Origin of the sequence: Polaromonas sp. (assembly GCF_016185115.1) — a bacterium.
In the GTDB taxonomy this organism is placed as follows: Bacteria; Pseudomonadota; Gammaproteobacteria; order Burkholderiales; family Burkholderiaceae_C; genus Polaromonas.
The window spans coordinates 254,624-270,840 of record NZ_JACPOF010000021.1 but is presented as its reverse complement, the minus strand read 5'-3'; the positions used below and the strand labels follow the sequence as shown (position 1 = coordinate 270,840).

The window sequence follows — 16,217 nt, the reverse complement described above, 5'->3', positions numbered from 1 at the left end:
GGCGTGCAATGGCCACCCATCGTGAAGGCCGACAACGCACAATTGGTGGCGCTGGTGCACTGGCTGGAGCGTTCGCAATGGCTGGATGTTGCGGCCCTTCAAGCCGGGCAACTGTCGCAGCTCGCCATTTTTCTCAGGCATTTTGAACGACAGTCGCCATGGTTGCAGCAACGCGCCGGCCTGCACCGCTGCACGGTCGGGCAACTTTGCCAGTCGCTGGAGGCGTTCAGGCAATTTCCGGTCACGACGCGTGCGGATGTACAACGGGCGGGCACCAACTTTCACAGCCGGGTGGTGCCCCCGGCGCACAAGCCCACAGCGCCTAAAAAGACATCGGGCTCCACAGGCGAGCCGGTGATGGTTTACCGCACGGCCGTCAACCAGCTATTCTGGCTGGCCACCACCCTGCGTGAACATCTGTGGCATGGCCGCGACTCCAAAGGCCGGCTGGCGATAGTGCGCGCGAACCTGCCAGAAGCCTTTGACCTGCCAGCCTGGGGTTCGCCTGTTGGCGACCTGTTTGAGTCAGGCCCCTTCTACGGCGTGCCCGTGACCACCGACACATCGGCCCTTGTGGCGTGGCTGCGGCTCAAGCAGCCGCAGTATCTGTTGATCTATCCGGGTGTATGGCACGCCGTCCTATACCAATTGCAAGGCAAACCGGATCTACCAGGTCTGGTTCAGGTTCGGACCATCGGTGAAACGCTGAGTGATGCCTTGCGCAGCCAGACCCGCGACAAATTGGGCATCACTATTGCCGATACCTACAGTTCCGAGGAGGTGGGCGTCATTGCGATTGAATGCCCCCACAGTGGCCTGTATCACACCATGGCCGAAGGCTTGATCGTGGAAGTGCTGAGGCCGGACGGCCAGCCCTGCAAAGCCGGTGAAGTCGGGCGCGTGGTGGTCACCGATTTACTCAACTTTGCCAGCCCTCTGGTGCGCTATGACATTGGCGACTATGCCGAGCCTGGGCCGGTGTGCGGGTGTGGCCGGGGCCTACCCACACTGAAGCGTGTGCTGGGTCGCCAGCGTGGCATGGTCAAGCTGCCGGACGGTCGCAGCCACTGGCCTTTGACAGGTTTTCGTGACTTTTCAAGCGTGGCCAACATCACCCAATACCAGTTGGTACAAAAGTCGATGATGCATCGTTTTGACTACCAGTTTGCGTATTACCCAACGCATATACCCAAACCCGCCTCTGGCAAGTTTGAAGAGTTTGTATGTGAAATTTGATCTCCCACGAAAGAATATTTGTGAGCCTTGCCAACGACTTTCAACCCGACCTGCTCGCAATTCAGGAGCGTCCACCAGCGCGGCTGCCTCGCACTGTGGGTTACGTCACCATGGGCCTGTTTGGCGCTCTGCTTGCCTGGGCCGCCTTTGGCAAGCTGGACATCATTGCCGGCGCCGAAGGCCGGCTGGTGCCGCGTAACTACAGCAGGGTACTGCAACCCGCCGAGGCCGGCATTGTGCGTGAGGTTCTTGTGCGCGACGGTGAAGAAGTCAAGGCGGGCCAGGTTTTGATGCGCATGGATGCCACTACAGCCAGCGCCGACATGGGCACGCTGAAGGCAGATGCGGCACTGAAGGCATTAAGTCTGCGCCGCATTGACGCCGAACTGCGTGGCCAGCCTTTGCTGGTTGACAGCCGTGACCCGCCCGAGGTGGCAAACCATGTGCTGGCGCAATACCGCGCACGACGGCAAAGCTACCTTGATGCACTGGCCCAGGAGCAGGCCACGCTGGAGCGATCACAACACGACCTGGCCAGCGCGCGCCAGCAGCTGACCAAACTGCAGGTGACAGTGCCGCTGTACCAGCAGTCTGCCAACTCCTACGAAAAACTGGTCAAGGAAGGCTTCGTGTCGGCGCTTGGGGCCAACGACAAGATACGCGAGAAGATTGAAAAAGAGCAGGAACTCAAAAGCCAGGAGTCCAACATGGGCGCGTTGACCGCTGCCGTAGAGCAGTCGCGCAAGAAGTTGGCGCAGATCAGGTCGGGCTATGAAAGCCAGTTGCACAACGAGCGCATGGATCTGCAAAGCCAGCAGCAACGCACCGAGGGTGAGTTGCAAAAACAGGTGTACAAGTCGGGCCTGCTGGAGCTGAAGGCCACAGAAAACGGCACGGTCAAGGACATGGCCACCTACAGCCCGGGTGCGGTGGTTCAGCCAGGTGCGGCGCTGCTCAGCCTGATCCCCAAAGACGAACCACTCTTGGCCGAAGTGGCGATTCGCAATGAAGACGTCGGGTTTGTCGCGCAAGGTCAACGTGTGAAGGTCAAGCTGCAGGCCTACCCCTTCCAGAAGTACGGCATGCTTGAGGGCTCGGTACAAGTTGTAAGTGCTGACTCTTCGGCCAACGACCCCCAGAAAGCCACGGCGATGGGCCAGAGCCCGCAAAGCTACAAAGCGCTGGTCAAGCTGGTAAGCCAGGAACTGCGATCCTCGAATGGTGAGTTGATGAAGCTGGCGCCAGGCATGGTGGTGCAGGCGGAAATCCATCAGGGGCAGCGCACGGTGCTGGAGTACCTGCTGTCACCGGTTCAAAAGGTGGCGCAAGAAGCTGCGCGGGAGCGGTAGTGCACCACTGAAATACGCAGCGCAAGCGTAGAAGTTGATTGGTAATGTACAATTTATACATCATGAAAACTGATCAAACCCTCGCAAGAACACAGATCTACCTGACCCATGTTCAGCAGAAGCGGCTTGAAAACGCTAGTCGACGGACGGGCGGCTCCAAGAGTGAATTGATTCGCCGTGCCGTCGATCAGTTTCTTGACAGTCAGCCTGCAAATACCACAGGCGCAAAGGTACAACGACTGCAGAACATCAAAGGCCTCTGGTCTGATCGCACAAACATGGCCGACCCATCGAATTACGTCAGTATGCTGCGCAAGCCCCGCTTCTAATGGCAGCCGCACTGGTTTCGGGCAGGAGCCTGATTGTTGACTCCGATGTGCTGATCTGGTTTATGCGCGGCAACCCGAAGGCCGTCGCTGCGCTGGAAGGTGCTGGTGACTGGTATATCTCTGCGGTGTCTTACATGGAGCTTGTTCAGGGTTGTCGCAACAAGACCGAACTCAAAGCCATACAAAAAGCCTTCAAGTCGGGTGAAGAAGACATCTTGCCGCTGACGCAAGACATTAGCAGCCTTGCGTGCACGCTGGTTGAGAAATACAGTCTTTCACACAGCGTCTACCTGGCGGATGCGCTGATCGCAGCCACCGCGCTACAACACGACCTGCCCCTACTGACGGCCAACACCAAACATTTTTCGGCGATTACGTCTCTCAAAGTCAAAGCGTTCAGACCATGACTTTCTGCCTGAGGCAGCAAAGGCAGAGATTAAATTCACGTCGGGTGCTGAATGTCCCTCGCGGTTAGAAATTTTTGCAGGCATTGAACATTTAACGTGCATGTTAAAAGCTCCGTAAAGTTAACTTCCATATTAACTTTTCAGGTTTTTTGTCTTTTCAGGTCGCCAATGGATGTCAAAAGAAGTCATTTTCAGGCATCAAATCAGGCTGTAGGCTAATAGATACGTACGTGAAAAGCTACTGAATTGATAGCACCAGAAGTCACGCTTTCGTATCCCTGTCTCATTGGGCCTGATGCGCATGCCTGACACGGCCCATGCTCCCGCAGGAAGGCAGGCCATCCAGTGGAGACAGGACACATGACAGTTCAGCGCAAAACAGGCCAGCAGGCAGCATGAAAACCGCACTTCTGGTGGGCGGCACGGCGGCCACGGGCATTGCCATTTCGGCAGAGCTGCGCGCCCGCGGCTATGAGGTCACGATTTACCACCGGGGGTTGCATGAAGTCCCCGAGCTGGATGACATGGAACACATCCATGGCGATCCGCACCACGAAAGCACGATAGACCACGACCTTGCCGGCCGCAGCTGGGATGTCACCGTCGCCACCTATGGCCGCATACGCCACCTGGCGGCCGCGCTGCGCGGCCGTACCGGGCACTTTGTGTCCATCAGCGGCACGCCAGTGGTCGGCATGCAGCCGGGCGTGCCCATGTGCGAGGATTTCCCCTGCGAGACGGCGCAGCACGCGCCCGCGGGCCTGCGCGGTTTGCTGGCGAAAATTGCGCAAACCGAAGAGGCGGTGCTGGCCGCCCATGCACGCGGGGATTTTGTCTCCACCGTGGTTCGCTACCCCTATGTCTATGGCCCGCATGCCGTTGTTCCACTGGAGTGGCACGTGATCAGGCGCGTGCTGGATAGCCGCAGCCGATGGATTTATCAGGGTGCGGGCCTTGCCCTGCAGGGCCGCTGCGCATCGCCCAACGCAGCCCGGCTGGTGGGCCTGGTGCTTGACCAGCCGCAGCGTGCAGGCGGCGAGATTTACCACGCCGCAGATACGCGCCAGTACACACAACGCGAATGGGTAGAGCTGGTTGCCAGCGCCATGAACCACCAGTTCGAGGCTGTCGACATTCCCGCCGCCATCTGCGCCCTGGGCCGTTCTGCCGTGCCCATGGCCGGTGAATACAACTGGGTGCGTGCAAGCGATGTCGATGCGGGGCGCCTGCGGCATTCGCTGGTCAGCAATGAAAAAGCCCGGCTGCAGCTGGGCTACGAAGATGCGGTGACGCCCGCCGACTGGATTCGCAAAACCGTGGCGTACTGGCTGCAGTCGCCGCCGCTGGTTGACGGGCTGTCAGGCCGGCTCGGCCCTGACGATTTTGACTACGCGGCCGAAGACCGCCTGCTCGCCTGGTGGGACACGGCCTGCGCACGGGCACCAGATTGCGGCAAACCACTGGTGCGTTCGCACCCCTATGACCACCCGACGCAGGCACCGCTCGCAAAGCCGGTGCAGGCGACCCCACACTGACACAGCGCAGGATCAACACCATGAAGATGGACAACAAGGTAGCCGTGCTGACCGGCGCAGGCAATGGCATTGGCGAGGCGCTGGCAAAACGCATGGCCGCCGCCGGCGCACGCGGCGTGCTGGTCAGCGACCTGAACGAGGCAGATGCACAGCGCGTGGCAGGCGAGATTGTCGCAAGCGGTGGCCGTGCCTTTGGTATGGCGGCTGATGTGTCCAGCGAGGCGGCCATCAAGCGGCTGGTTGAAGAAGCAGAATCGCGCTTTGGGCCGGTCGATTTGTTCTGCCCCAACGCCGGCATCGTCGATGAAGGCGGGGCCGATGCGCCCGACAGCAAATGGGAGCGCTCATGGGGCATCAACGTCATGGCCCATGTGTATGCAGCACGCGCCGTGCTGCCCGGCATGCTGGCCCGTGGCAGTGGCTACCTGCTCAGCACCTGTTCGGCCGCCGGCCTGCTGACCAGCCCGGGCGCAGCGCCCTACGCAGTGACCAAACACGCCGCTATTGCGCTGGCCGAGTGGCTGTCCATCACGCACGGCGATGCAGGCATCAAGGTCAGCGTCATCTGCCCGCAGGCGGTGCGCACCAGACTGCTGGAAGACTCGATCAGCTCGGGCAATGCCGCCTCAGACGCGTTTGCCAAAGTCGGCAAACTGCTGGAGCCCGACGACGTAGCCGCCTGCGCCATGAAGGGCATTGAAGACGAAATCTTCCTGATCCTGCCGCACCCCGAAGTGCAGGGCTTTGCCGAGCGCAAGGTCGCCAATGTAGACCGCTGGCTGGCTGGCATGCGGAAATTTCTGGCCAGGCCGGTTTGAAGCCGACTGTCGGGTTCTGTGAGCGTTCAGTGCCGGGGTTTATCGTAAACATTAAAAATTTGACGTGTACGTTAAAAATATTCAAAAAGTTAACTTCTATATTAACTTTTAAGGGATTTGGCCTGTTTTAGGCCTGGAGCGGACGTAAAAAAGGCCAAAAAGGGTTGTTTTTAGGTGCCAAATCAGGCTGCAGACCAATAAATACGCACGTGAGCAGCTACTGAATTAATAGCAAATTCAATGCCTCCCTTAGTTGCTGGAAAGCCAGCCTAAAGATAGATCTTCTGCAAAAGACGCATCAGCGTCTTTTTTTCTGCCGCGCTGAGCTTCTGCGTCACGTCGTCTTCAAGCGCAGTGGCGGTGCGTTCGGCATCGGCCATCAGCTTGGCGCCGGTTTCGGTCAGATAGAGACCCACGGCGCGGCCGTCTTGCGGATGGGGGCGGCGGCTGACGAGTTCGCGTTTTTCCATCAGGCTGATCTTGCCGACCAGGTTGGGCGGCAGGATGCTGAGCACACCGCAGAGCTGGCGCGAGGTGATGCCGGGGTTGTGCATGATGATGGAGAGGATGGAAAAGTCCACATGCCGCAGGTCATACACCGCCATGCGTTTGGTGAACAGCTCGATGACCTTGATGGACGCGCGTGTGGCGTTGTAGCCCATCAGCGTCTCAAGGTAGGAGCTGTCGATCTTGTCGGTGGCGGGGGCTTTTTCGGGCATGGGACGGATTTTCACATCACTTCACGCGCAGTAGGCGGGCGATGCGGTTGCTGCAGATGCCGCCAGCCGCGCCCGGATGATGGCCAGGCGCATATCAAACTCCGGCAGCACCCAGAGCTGCAGGGCCTGCGATGGCGCGGACCAGCGTTCTGTGCTGGCGATTGCAGAAGCGCTGCGCAGCGTGCTGCCTATCTGCGACCAGGCCCAGGCCTGCAGCGCGAGGGCCACCAGGCGCAGGTAGTCGTCAGCCACCCAGTAAGCCAGTTCGGCGTTGTGGGGGGCAGCGGCTGCCAATGCGGCGGTGACCTCATTGATCTCACCCATCAGCTGCAGGGCCGTGGCATCGGCCTCGTGTTGTGCATCCAGCGTGCTGGCAAGCTCTGACAACAGCAGGCCCATGGCCTTGCCGCCGTCGACCAGCACCTTGCGCACCAGCAGGTCTATGGCCTGGATTTCGTTGGTGCCTTCGTAAATCATGGCGACGCGCGCATCGCGCACGATCTGCTCTACGCCCCATTCGCGCACATAACCGTGGCCGCCAAACACCTGCAGGCATTCGCTGCCGCCGTGAAAGGCCTGCTGCGAGAGCGCGGCCTTGAGCACGGGCGTGACCAGGCTGCACCAGCGCTCGGCCTGGGCGCGGCGCGCGGCATCCGGGTGATGGCGGGCGATGTCAAGCTCAAGCGCAGTGCGCCAGCCCAGCACGCGGCCGCCGTCTATCCAGGCGCGCTGGGTATCAAGAATGCGCCGCATGGCCGGGTGGCGGGCAATCAGGTCTGAGGGCTCGGAAGATGTTCTGGGCCCGGGCGCACGCATCTGGCGACGCTCGTTTGAATAGGCATGGGCCTTTTGCCACGCGGCATCAAGCAGGCCCACACCCTGCAGGCCGACGTGCAGGCGTGCGGCGTTCATCATCACAAACATGGCGGCGAGGCCGCGGTTGGCCTCGCCCACCAGCCAGCCGGTGGCATCGTCAAAACGCATCACGCAGGTGGGGCTGCCGTGCAGGCCCATTTTTTCTTCAATACGTTCGCAGTGCACCGCGTTGCGCGCGTTATCGGGCAACACCCTGGGCACCAGGAACAGCGACAGGCCTTTGGGGCCGGGCGGCGCATCGGGCAGGCGCGCCAGCACCAGGTGGATGATGTTGGTGCTCAGGTCGTGCTCGCCGCCGGAGATGAAAATCTTGGTGCCGCTGACGCGGTAGCTGCCATCGGGCCGCGGCGTGCCTTTGGTGCGCGCCAGGCCCAGGTCACTGCCTGCGTGGGGCTCTGTCAGGCACATGGTGGCCAGCCATTCGCCAGTTGCAATTTTCGGCAGGTACGCAGCCGTCAGCTGAGCGCTGCCGTGGTGCTTCAGGCATTCATAGGCACCGTGCAGCAGTCCGGGCGCCATGGTCCAGCCATGGTTGGCGGCGCTGAGCATTTCATACAGCACCTGGTTGAGCACTTCGGGCAGGCCCTGGCCGCCGTCTTCGGGCGCGCTCGACAGGCTGGCCCATCCCGCCTGCCAGAAGGCCTGGTAAGCGGCTTTGAAGCCAGGCGGCGTCCGAACCTCACCGGCATTGAAGACACAACCCTCTTCATCACCGACCCGGTGCAGCGGGGCGATCTCGGCGGCGACAAACTTGCCTGCCTCTTCAAGCACCTGCTGCATCAGCGCCGCATCACAATCAGCAAAAGGCGGCAGCGCGGCCAGCACTTCCGGTGCACGCAGCACCTCCATCAGGATGAAGTGCTGGTCCTCAAGAACGGGCTGGTAATTCAAGGCAGAACTTCAACAGCACAGATCAGGACTCAGCGGTAAAACCTATCCGCTTGATCAGCGGGCCCCAGCGGTCAAACTCGACCTTCTGGCTGAGCGCCATGTCCCTGGCCGTGCCGCCGTAGGGAATCAGGCCAACCACATTCATGGCGTCAAGATAACCCTTGTCCTTGATGGCTGCATTGATGGCGGCGTTTGCGGCGGCCACCACGGACGCCGGTGTACGGGCCGGGGCATAAAAACCAAACCATTCCTCGACCGTCAGGTCGGCAAAGCCCTGCTCTGCAAACGTCGGCACGTCGGGCACAAAGGTAGAACGCTGTTTGCCGGAAGTCGCCAGTATGCGCAGCTTGCCGGCCTTGTGGTTGGCGATCAGGTCTCCGTGCGGGCAACACATGGACGCGATCTGGCCGCCCACCGTATCGGTCACACCAGGCACAGAGCCGCGGTAGGCGATGTGTTTGAGATCCACCCCGTTGTTCAGGCCCAGCAGTGCGGCGATGAAGTGTGGTGTTGAGCCCGCAGCGGGCGAACCATAGCTGGCATCCTTGGGGTTGGCCCTGGCCCAGACCAGGAAGTCCCTCAGGGTTTTGACGCTGGCCGGCACCAGCGGGCCGACGGCAAAACCGTGGTGAATCATGGAGGCCGTACCGACAGCCACAATGTCTTTCACCGGGTCGTAGGCCAGCTTGCTGTAGATGTGCGGGTAGAGAGACACGCATGAGAACGGCGTCATCGCCAGCACCGAGCCATCGGCGGGTGCAATCTTCAGGCCTTCAAGCGCGATGCGGCCGCCGGCGCCGGCCTTGGTCTCCACAATGCCGTTGTTCTTCGCGTATCTGGTGCCGCCCATCTTGTCGCCGACACGGCGCGCGCAGATGTCGCCAGCGCTACCGGCCGGGAAGCCGTAAAGAATCTTGACCTGCTCTACGGTCTGCGCCAGCACGAAGGCCGGCGAGTAGGCAGCGGTAGCGGCAGCGAGGGCCGCACCGGTCTGGATGAAGTGACGACGGTTGTGGGCGATGGGCATGAGATGTCTCCTTGTAATGATTGAAGTCAGAAGGTCACGGTAAAAATCGATGGTGTCAGCTGCACCTGGCGCGTATGTCATCCGGCACCGGGATGGCCTTGATGCGAGACGGGTCGTCCGGATGGCGGATGCAGAAGGCGCGCATCTCCGTGCCTTCACAGATCAACTCGTCGCCCCGCCGCACGACATGGCGCTGCATGAAGGCCTTGCCGCGCCATTCTTCAACGCTGGTGTGAATCTGCAGCACATCGCCATAGCTGGCGGGCTTGCTGAATTTTGTATTGATCTCAAGCAGCGGGGTGCCGATGATGCCGGTGGTCTTGACCAGCTCTTTCCAGGTCGGCACGCCGCATTTGACGAAAAAGTTGAGCGATGAGGCATCCATCCAGCGCGAGAAGTTGGGGTAGAACACGATGCCTGCCGGGTCGCAATCGCCGAAGGTGACGGGGAATTCATAAATAACGGTTTTGCTCATGGCGCAGCTTCGCTTTGATCAGTTGTTGACTTCAGGATTCTCAAGCAAAAGCGCAATGCCCTGCCCGCCGCCAACACAGGCCGACGCAATGCCGTAACGCACGCCGGCGCGCTGCATCTCGCGTGCGACGGTCAGCGTGAGCCGCACACCCGTTGCAGCCAGTGGGTGACCCAGGGCGATGGCGCCGCCATTGACGTTGAGTTTGCTGATGTCAAGGCCAAGCTCTTTGGCCACCGCGAGCGTCTGTGCGCCCTGGGCTTCATTGATTTCAAAACGGCCGATCTGGTCCAGTGCCAAACCGCAGCGATCAAGCAAAAGGCGGATGGCAGGCGCAGGGCCTATGCCCATGATCTCGGGCGGCACACCGACGGCTGCGGCTGCAACCACACGCGCCAGCGGCTTCTTGCCGTTCGCCCTGGCGTAGGCGCCTGAGGCCACTACGGCGGCAGCGGCAGCATCCACAAGCGCGGCGCTGTTGCCACCGGTCTGCACACCGCCGGGGTGCACCGCGTGCAGTTTGGCCAGCACTTCGACGGGCGACAGGCGCGCATGTGTGTCTTGTGTCAGCTCTGCCGTTTTGCCCTGAAGGCGAATACCGCGCGTCGCATAACCTTCAAGCTCGAACTTTTCGCTGCCCACCGCTGCAATCTCACCTGCGTGAAACCCGGACTGCTGCGCAGCCACGGCTTTGGCAAACGACGACGACGCAAATTCGTCAACCTGCCCGCGTGTGATGCCGTATTTTCTGGCAAGGTTCTCGGCGGTCTGGATCATGTCTATGCCGGCGGCTGAATCTTTCAGCGCCTCCCACATGAAATCCTTGAAGCCGACAGGCGCGCCCAACTTGAAGCCGGTGCGGTGCTCAAACGAAGCAATAGGGTTGCGCGTCATGCTCTCGGTACCGACGACCAACGCCACGTCGGCCGCGCCGCTTTGTATCTGCTCGCCGGCCTGGCGGAACAACTCAAACCCCGTGCCGCAAATGCGCTGCACCATGATGGCGGGCACCTCGACCGGCACACCGGCATAAAGACCGATATGGCGCGGCAGCATGAACTGCCCGAAGTCACCGGGGGCCATGTTGCCGGCCAGCACGGAGTCGATGTCAGTACCGGCAACGCCGGATTTTTGCAAGGCCGCGCGTGCGGCCTTGATGCCGAGGTCGGTAGGCGAGATATGGCCCAGCGCGCCGCAGTAATCGACCATGGGCGTGCGCATGCCGTCCAGCATCCAGACGTCATTGAATGAAGAGAAAAATCCTTTGGCTTTCATGCTTGTCTTGTGTGCCTTGTGTTCTTTATTTATCTTGTGCGGGCTTGAAGATGGGAGAGATGGCATCCTCATGCAGGCCGCTCACCAGCGGCGCGCGATGTGTGAGCACCGCACCCTGATTGATGGATCCCTTGTCGGTCACCTCGCCCTTGTCCAGCGAAGGCGGCTCGTGCATCAGATGCATGCGCGCAATGCGGTTGGCGCTGCCGGTAGAGGCGGCGGAAAGTTCGTCGAGCACTTTCTGGAAGTGCGCCGCCACGGGCGCGCTGTCAAGTGCATGGCGCAGCGGTGCATCAGTCGCAACGCCTGCCAGCGAGCGCACGGCTGCGGTGGGGAACACCAGCGCGCCGACCTCCTTGAGGTTGATGCCGGTCAGCACCACGTCCTGCACATAGGGCGCACAGGCGGCGATGATCTTGGCGCGCAGCGGCCCGACACTGACAAAGGTGCCGGTGCCCAGTTTGAAATCTTCGGCAATGCGGCCGTCAAACTTCAGGCCCTGGTGAATGTCGTTTTCATCAATCCATTTCACGGCATCGCCGGTGCAGAAAAAACCTTCATCATCAAACGCAGAAGCAGTTGCATCAGGCGAGCGCCAGTAGCCGGGCGTGATGTTGGGGCCGCTGTAGCGGATCTCGGTCTTGCCGTTCATGGGGACCAGCTTGAGGCGAATGCCGGGCGCGGGCACACCGATATCGCCGGCCCTGACGTTGGGGCTTGTGATAAAAATTGCGAACGGTGACGACTCCGTCATGCCCAGGCCTGTACCCATGACAATGCGCTCGCCTATCTCGCGCTCCTGGGTTTCGTGCAGGCTGTCCCACACCGGCTGCGCCAGGCTTGCACCGGCATAAAAAAACATGCGTACTTTAGAGAGCAGGTTTTTGCGCAGTTGCCCATCGGTCTTCATCGCACTGGCAATGGCTTCAAAGCCGGTGGGTACATTGAAGTACAGCGTGGGTGCGATCTCGCGCAGGTTGTACAGCGTCTCGGCCATCAGCGCCGGCGTGGGTTTGCCGTCATCGATGTAGAGCGTGCCGCCGTTGTAGAGCACCATGCCGACGTTGTGGTTGCCGCCGAAGGTGTGGTTCCACGGCAGCCAGTCGACCAGCACAGGCGCGTGTTCGGCCAGCACCGGCATGGACTGGCGCATCTGCTGCTGGTTGGCGCACCACATGCGGTGCGTGTTGATGACGGCCTTGGGCAGTTTGGTCGAACCCGAGGTGAAAAGGAATTTGACAATCGTGTCCGGCCCGGTCGCCTGCATCGCGGCATCGACCTGGGGTGTCGCTTTTGTCTTTAGCAGATCTGCGTAGGCCGTGGTGGCGCGGCCGGGCAATGTGCCTTCGGCAAGCACCACCTCAACGCCTTCGCCCGCCGTCGCCTGCAATGCCTTGCCGTAGCGGGTGCCATCTGCCGCAAACACCAGGCCGGGCGTGAGCGTTTTGAAGATGTGGTGCAGCTTGCCGTAATCCGAAGCGACCAGGCTGTAGGCCGGGGAGGCCGGGCAATACGGAATGCCGACCAGCATGCAGGCGAGCGCGAGCTGTGCGTGCTCAAGGCCGTTCTCGCTGAGGATGAGCACCGGGCGTTCAGCGCTGAGGCCGCGATCCAGCAGCGCCTGGCCTATGGCACGGGCGTCAAGCAGTGCCTTGCCGTAGCTGAGGTATTGCCAGTCGCCACCGATGTTTCCCTTGCCATTTGCAGCTGCTGAATTTTTTTTACGCCTGGCCATCAGCACGCGCTCGGGGTCGGTCTGCGCCCAGTGCACAAAACGGTCTGTCATGCGGGTGGCGTAGGTTTGCAGGGGCTGGTCTGCTTCGAGGAAGTGGCTGCCGTCACCGCCCTTTGTCATGACCACGCGGGTCACACCAAACTTCAGCGGGCGGTATCCCGGTACACGTGAGGCAGCCGCGCTCAAGGGCTGCGCCTGCTCTGATTGCATCTGGCTTTGCATGGCTTCAGTCTTTTTTGACCTTGGCGGCCTTGCCGTCAAGAAAGGCTTTCACACGTTCCTTGGCTTCGGGCGCGCTTTGCGCGACAGCGGCCATCAGCGCCTCGGTGAAAAAGCCCTGGTCTGCAGGTTGTTCTGCGATGCGCGGCAGGGCGTGCATCAGCGCGTAGTTGGTCAGCGGGGCGTTGTCAGCCACGCGCTTTGCGAGTTCCATGGCCTTGCCGAAAGCCTGGCCGGCGGGAACCAGGTATTGCGCCAGGCCTATGCGCTCACCGTCTTCGGCGTTGTAGACACGGCCGGTCAGCATCATGTCTGTCATGCGTGCTGCGCCTATCAGGCGCGGAATGCGCACCGCGCCGCCGCCGCCAACAAATATGCCGCGCGAACCTTCGGGCAGCGCATAAAAGGTGGAAGCATCGGCCACACGTATATGGCAGGCGCTGGCCAGTTCCAGCCCGCCGCCCACAACCGCGCCGTGCAGCGCCGCAATCACAGGCACCGGTCCGTACTGCACACGCTCAAGCGCGGCATGCCACATGCGCGAATGGTGCAGGCCCTGGCCGGCATCACGCTCCTGAAGTTCACTCAAATCAAGCCCGGCGCAAAAGTGCTCTCCCTCGCCGCAGAGCACCGCTGCGCGGGTCTCTGCGGGCAGGTTTTCAAGCTGGTCGCGCAGGGCAAGAATCAGGGCATCGCCGAGCGCATTGCGTTTGGCGGGGCGGCAAAGGCGGATGACGGCGACGACGCCGTGCATCTCAAGCTGGAGGTCTTTTTTGGTCATGGCAGGAAGAATTGGTGAGGCGATTATGGTTATGTTTAATAACTATTACAACGCTTCAGAGATGTCTTCTTTTAGGGATATACCCTAGGACGCTCCAGGCCTCGCAGCAAAAGAAAAAGCCTCGCCGTCGGGGACGGGAGGCTGTTCGGCAAACCCCGTTTTCAGGGGTGAGGATGCATGGCTCTAGCGCAGGCCCTTGACGTAACGCGGAGCGTTGGGATCGACCGGTTTCCTGGGCTTGTTCGGATCGTGCTCACCAAAAATGACACCGAATGTGGATTCGATAAAGCCCGATTCGGGATAGACCTCTTCCTCGGTATTGACAGACTGCGAGCTCTGCCTGTCGGGCACCGGTGCGGCATGCACTGCGGGCGCAGCATGCTTGACCGCATCCGTCACCATTTTGACCAGGGGCACACGCTGCCGGGGGTCGGGCGTACCCATGATTTCTTCGAGCTTGTCGGCCCAGGCGGCGAGGTCGGCGTGGCCATCTTCGACGGCCTTCTCGCGCGCAAAACGCGTGATCTCGGCGGCGTATTCGGCGTTGCTGGCCATCCACTCGGTGTCGGTTACCCGCCCCGTCTTGCGGCGAAGCAGTACATGCAGGTGAGCGGCAATCGCAATTTTTTCACTGGAAGGCATGGTGTGGATCCTCCGTCGTCATATAGGGGCCCGTTGGGGCGTATTGACCCTAGCCGCCCAGACGCTCTGCATGCTGGGAAATATCAAGGCCGTCCGTCTCGGAGGTTTCACCCACCCTCAGGCTGACGATCAGCGAGGTGATCCAGAGTGCTACGCCGGTCATGAGAAGGCTGTACAGGGCCACCGAACCGGTGCCGATGAACTGATTCAGCAGGCTGCTCTCCGCACCCGAGATGGTCTTGCTGGCGAACACGCCGGTGAGCAGCGATCCCACAATGCCGCCCACGCCGTGGACGCCAAAAACATCGAGCGAATCATCGGCATTGAGCAGGCGTTTGAGCCCGGTGGCACCCCAGTAACAGGCCGCACCAGCCACCAGCCCGATCACGAGCGCCGCACGAGGCGACACAAAACCAGAGGCAGGCGTGATGGCGACAAGACCGGCGACAAGGCCCGAGCACAGGCCCAGCAGTGAAGGGCGGCGGCGGACAATCCACTCGGCGGCCATCCAGGACAGCGCACCTGCTGCTGCAGCGATGTGCGTGACAGCCATGGCCAGGCCTGCACGGCCATCGGATGCCACGGCAGAGCCAGCGTTGAAACCGAACCAGCCCACCCAGAGCATGCCGGCGCCGGCCATGGTGAGGCCCAGATTGACGGGGGTGAAAGGTTCGCTGCCGTAGCCGCGACGTGGGCCAAGCACATAGGCACAGACCAGACCGGCAATACCAGCGTTGACGTGGACCACGGAGCCGCCGGCGAAGTCAAGCACACCCAGGCGCGCCAGCCAGCCGTTGGGCTCCCAGACCCAGTGGGCAATCGGTGCGTAGACGATGACGGTCCACAGCGACATGAAGATCACGACGGCAGAAAACCGCATCCGCTCGACAAACGAGCCCACCACCAGCGCTGCCGTGATGATGGCAAACGTCAGCTGGAACATCGAATAGACGGACTCTGGAATATTGGGCGCGATATGACTGACGGCCACCTTGCCGGTTTCCTTGACGTAATCGAGGCCGGCAAAACCCGCACGCTCAAAGCCGCCAATGAAGTGCCCCATGGCACCGCTGCCAGGCGTGAATGCCAGCGAATAGCCGATGGCGAACCACAGGATGCTGACCATGGCACAAATGACAACTACGCAGGCCATGACGTTCAGCACGCTTTTTCGGCGCACCATGCCGCCGTAGAAAAGTGCAATGCCAGGCAAGGTCATCAGCAGCACCAGGGCCGTGGACGTCATCATCCAGGCGGTGTCCGCGCCGTTGATGGTCGAACCATCAACCATTCCGGGCTGGGTCAGGGGAGCAGGTGCGGGGGCCGATGCCGCCACAGCGGGCGCAGACGCAGGGGCGGCAACCGGAGCCGATGCGGCGGGGGCAGCAGCTGCAGCTGGCGCGGAGGCGTCACTTGCGGGGACAGCCGGGGCCGCGGGTGCCGAAGCTGCGGCGCTGGCAACGGGCATCGGGGTGGAAGCCACACTGACGCCTGTCTGGGCACCAGCCTGCTGGAAGACCAGCCCCATCCAGATACACATACCCATTGCAATGGACCGTTTGATCGCCATACAGCACACGCCTTTCTTCAGAAAATCAGCCAACAATTGGTAACAACAGGCATAAGTCGTGCCAGATGCTCAAAGCTGGTGCCTGAGCTCCCGTATGTGCGTTGTCCCGCTATGGTCTGGCAGAGGAGAGAAGCCGTCAGGCCAAGGCCTGGAACGCACTTTGGCGGAGATTGGTAGATTCCCGGGGGCGGGAAAATCCTAATGCACTATCTCAGTGCGCAAGCTACATTCAGTGTCTTGCTGATGAGTCGGAATGCTCTCAGCGAGGAGCCGAGGAGACACAAGAGTTTAGAGTTGAGTTGGACAAGAACAGAATTAACGAGACAGGCGGGGTTC

At 61.1% G+C, this 16,217-nt stretch carries 16 protein-coding genes; 7 read left to right on the top strand and 9 right to left on the bottom strand.

From position 1 onward, the window contains the following. Nucleotides 1–3 precede the first annotated feature (3 nt). The 6 genes from HYX42_RS16685 to HYX42_RS16660 all read left to right on the top strand — a co-directional run bounded on the left by HYX42_RS16685 (nt 4) and on the right by HYX42_RS16660 (nt 5,674). The gene (locus tag HYX42_RS16685; RefSeq protein WP_293405055.1) at nt 4–1,236 is read left to right on the top strand and encodes an AMP-binding protein; all 1,233 of its coding nucleotides are present in this window, start codon (nt 4–6) and stop codon (nt 1,234–1,236) included. 20 nt (nt 1,237–1,256) lie between these two features. Next, a complete protein-coding gene (locus tag HYX42_RS16680) occupies nt 1,257–2,585 on the top strand; it encodes an HlyD family type I secretion periplasmic adaptor subunit (RefSeq protein WP_293405053.1) in 1,329 nt (442 codons plus the stop codon). Nucleotides 2,586–2,647: 62 nt separating this feature from the next. Further along, nucleotides 2,648–2,914 carry a CopG family transcriptional regulator gene (locus HYX42_RS16675; RefSeq protein WP_293405051.1) on the top strand — a complete coding sequence of 89 codons (267 nt, stop codon included), beginning with the start codon at nt 2,648–2,650 and terminating at the stop codon, nt 2,912–2,914. Then, nucleotides 2,914–3,321 carry a type II toxin-antitoxin system VapC family toxin gene (locus tag HYX42_RS16670; RefSeq protein WP_293405049.1) on the top strand — a complete coding sequence of 136 codons (408 nt, stop codon included), beginning with the start codon at nt 2,914–2,916 and terminating at the stop codon, nt 3,319–3,321. Before HYX42_RS16675 ends, HYX42_RS16670 begins: the two co-directional genes overlap by 1 nt. 395 nt (nt 3,322–3,716) lie before the next feature. Further along, a complete protein-coding gene (locus HYX42_RS16665; protein WP_293405048.1) occupies nt 3,717–4,856 on the top strand; it encodes a hypothetical protein in 1,140 nt (379 codons plus the stop codon). Nucleotides 4,857–4,876: 20 nt separating this feature from the next. Then, nucleotides 4,877–5,674 (top strand): SDR family oxidoreductase, encoded by a 798-nt coding sequence (locus HYX42_RS16660; protein ID WP_293405046.1) that lies wholly within the window; start codon nt 4,877–4,879, stop codon nt 5,672–5,674. A gap of 269 nt (nt 5,675–5,943) precedes the next feature. On the opposite strand, the gene HYX42_RS16655 is transcribed toward HYX42_RS16660, so the two are convergent. From HYX42_RS16655 to HYX42_RS16615, 9 genes are all read right to left on the bottom strand, one after another. Next, complete coding sequence (locus tag HYX42_RS16655) at nt 5,944–6,393, bottom strand: MarR family transcriptional regulator (RefSeq protein WP_293405044.1); 450 nt, start codon at nt 6,391–6,393, stop codon at nt 5,944–5,946. Nucleotides 6,394–6,414: 21 nt separating this feature from the next. Further along, nucleotides 6,415–8,160, bottom strand: a complete 1,746-nt coding sequence (locus HYX42_RS16650; RefSeq protein ID WP_293405042.1) for an acyl-CoA dehydrogenase family protein — start codon at nt 8,158–8,160, stop codon at nt 6,415–6,417. A gap of 22 nt (nt 8,161–8,182) precedes the next feature. Next, nucleotides 8,183–9,187, bottom strand: a complete 1,005-nt coding sequence (locus tag HYX42_RS16645) for a tripartite tricarboxylate transporter substrate-binding protein (protein WP_293405040.1) — start codon at nt 9,185–9,187, stop codon at nt 8,183–8,185. A gap of 55 nt (nt 9,188–9,242) precedes the next feature. Then, on the bottom strand, nt 9,243–9,662 hold the full coding sequence (locus HYX42_RS16640) for a thioesterase family protein (RefSeq protein WP_293405038.1): 420 nt from the start codon (nt 9,660–9,662) through the stop codon (nt 9,243–9,245). Between the two features lie 18 nt (nt 9,663–9,680). Beyond that, on the bottom strand, nt 9,681–10,934 hold the full coding sequence (locus HYX42_RS16635) for a thiolase family protein (protein ID WP_293405037.1): 1,254 nt from the start codon (nt 10,932–10,934) through the stop codon (nt 9,681–9,683). A 25-nt stretch (nt 10,935–10,959) separates the two neighbouring features. Then, nucleotides 10,960–12,879 (bottom strand): feruloyl-CoA synthase, encoded by a 1,920-nt coding sequence (locus HYX42_RS16630; protein WP_293405450.1) that lies wholly within the window; start codon nt 12,877–12,879, stop codon nt 10,960–10,962. Nucleotides 12,880–12,895: 16 nt separating this feature from the next. After that, entirely contained in the window at nt 12,896–13,669 is a 774-nt protein-coding gene (locus HYX42_RS16625; protein WP_293405036.1) for a crotonase/enoyl-CoA hydratase family protein, read from the bottom strand. A gap of 183 nt (nt 13,670–13,852) precedes the next feature. Beyond that, nucleotides 13,853–14,311, bottom strand: coding sequence for a hypothetical protein (locus HYX42_RS16620; protein WP_293405468.1), 459 nt, complete (start codon nt 14,309–14,311; stop codon nt 13,853–13,855). A gap of 49 nt (nt 14,312–14,360) precedes the next feature. After that, nucleotides 14,361–15,602 (bottom strand): ammonium transporter, encoded by a 1,242-nt coding sequence (locus HYX42_RS16615; RefSeq protein WP_293405448.1) that lies wholly within the window; start codon nt 15,600–15,602, stop codon nt 14,361–14,363. Here HYX42_RS16615 and HYX42_RS16610 point away from each other — a divergent pair. After that, the gene (locus tag HYX42_RS16610; RefSeq protein ID WP_293405465.1) at nt 15,547–15,924 is read left to right on the top strand and encodes a hypothetical protein; all 378 of its coding nucleotides are present in this window, start codon (nt 15,547–15,549) and stop codon (nt 15,922–15,924) included. The two genes, HYX42_RS16615 and HYX42_RS16610, sit on opposite strands and share 56 nt — an antisense overlap. Nucleotides 15,925–16,217 lie beyond the last annotated feature (293 nt).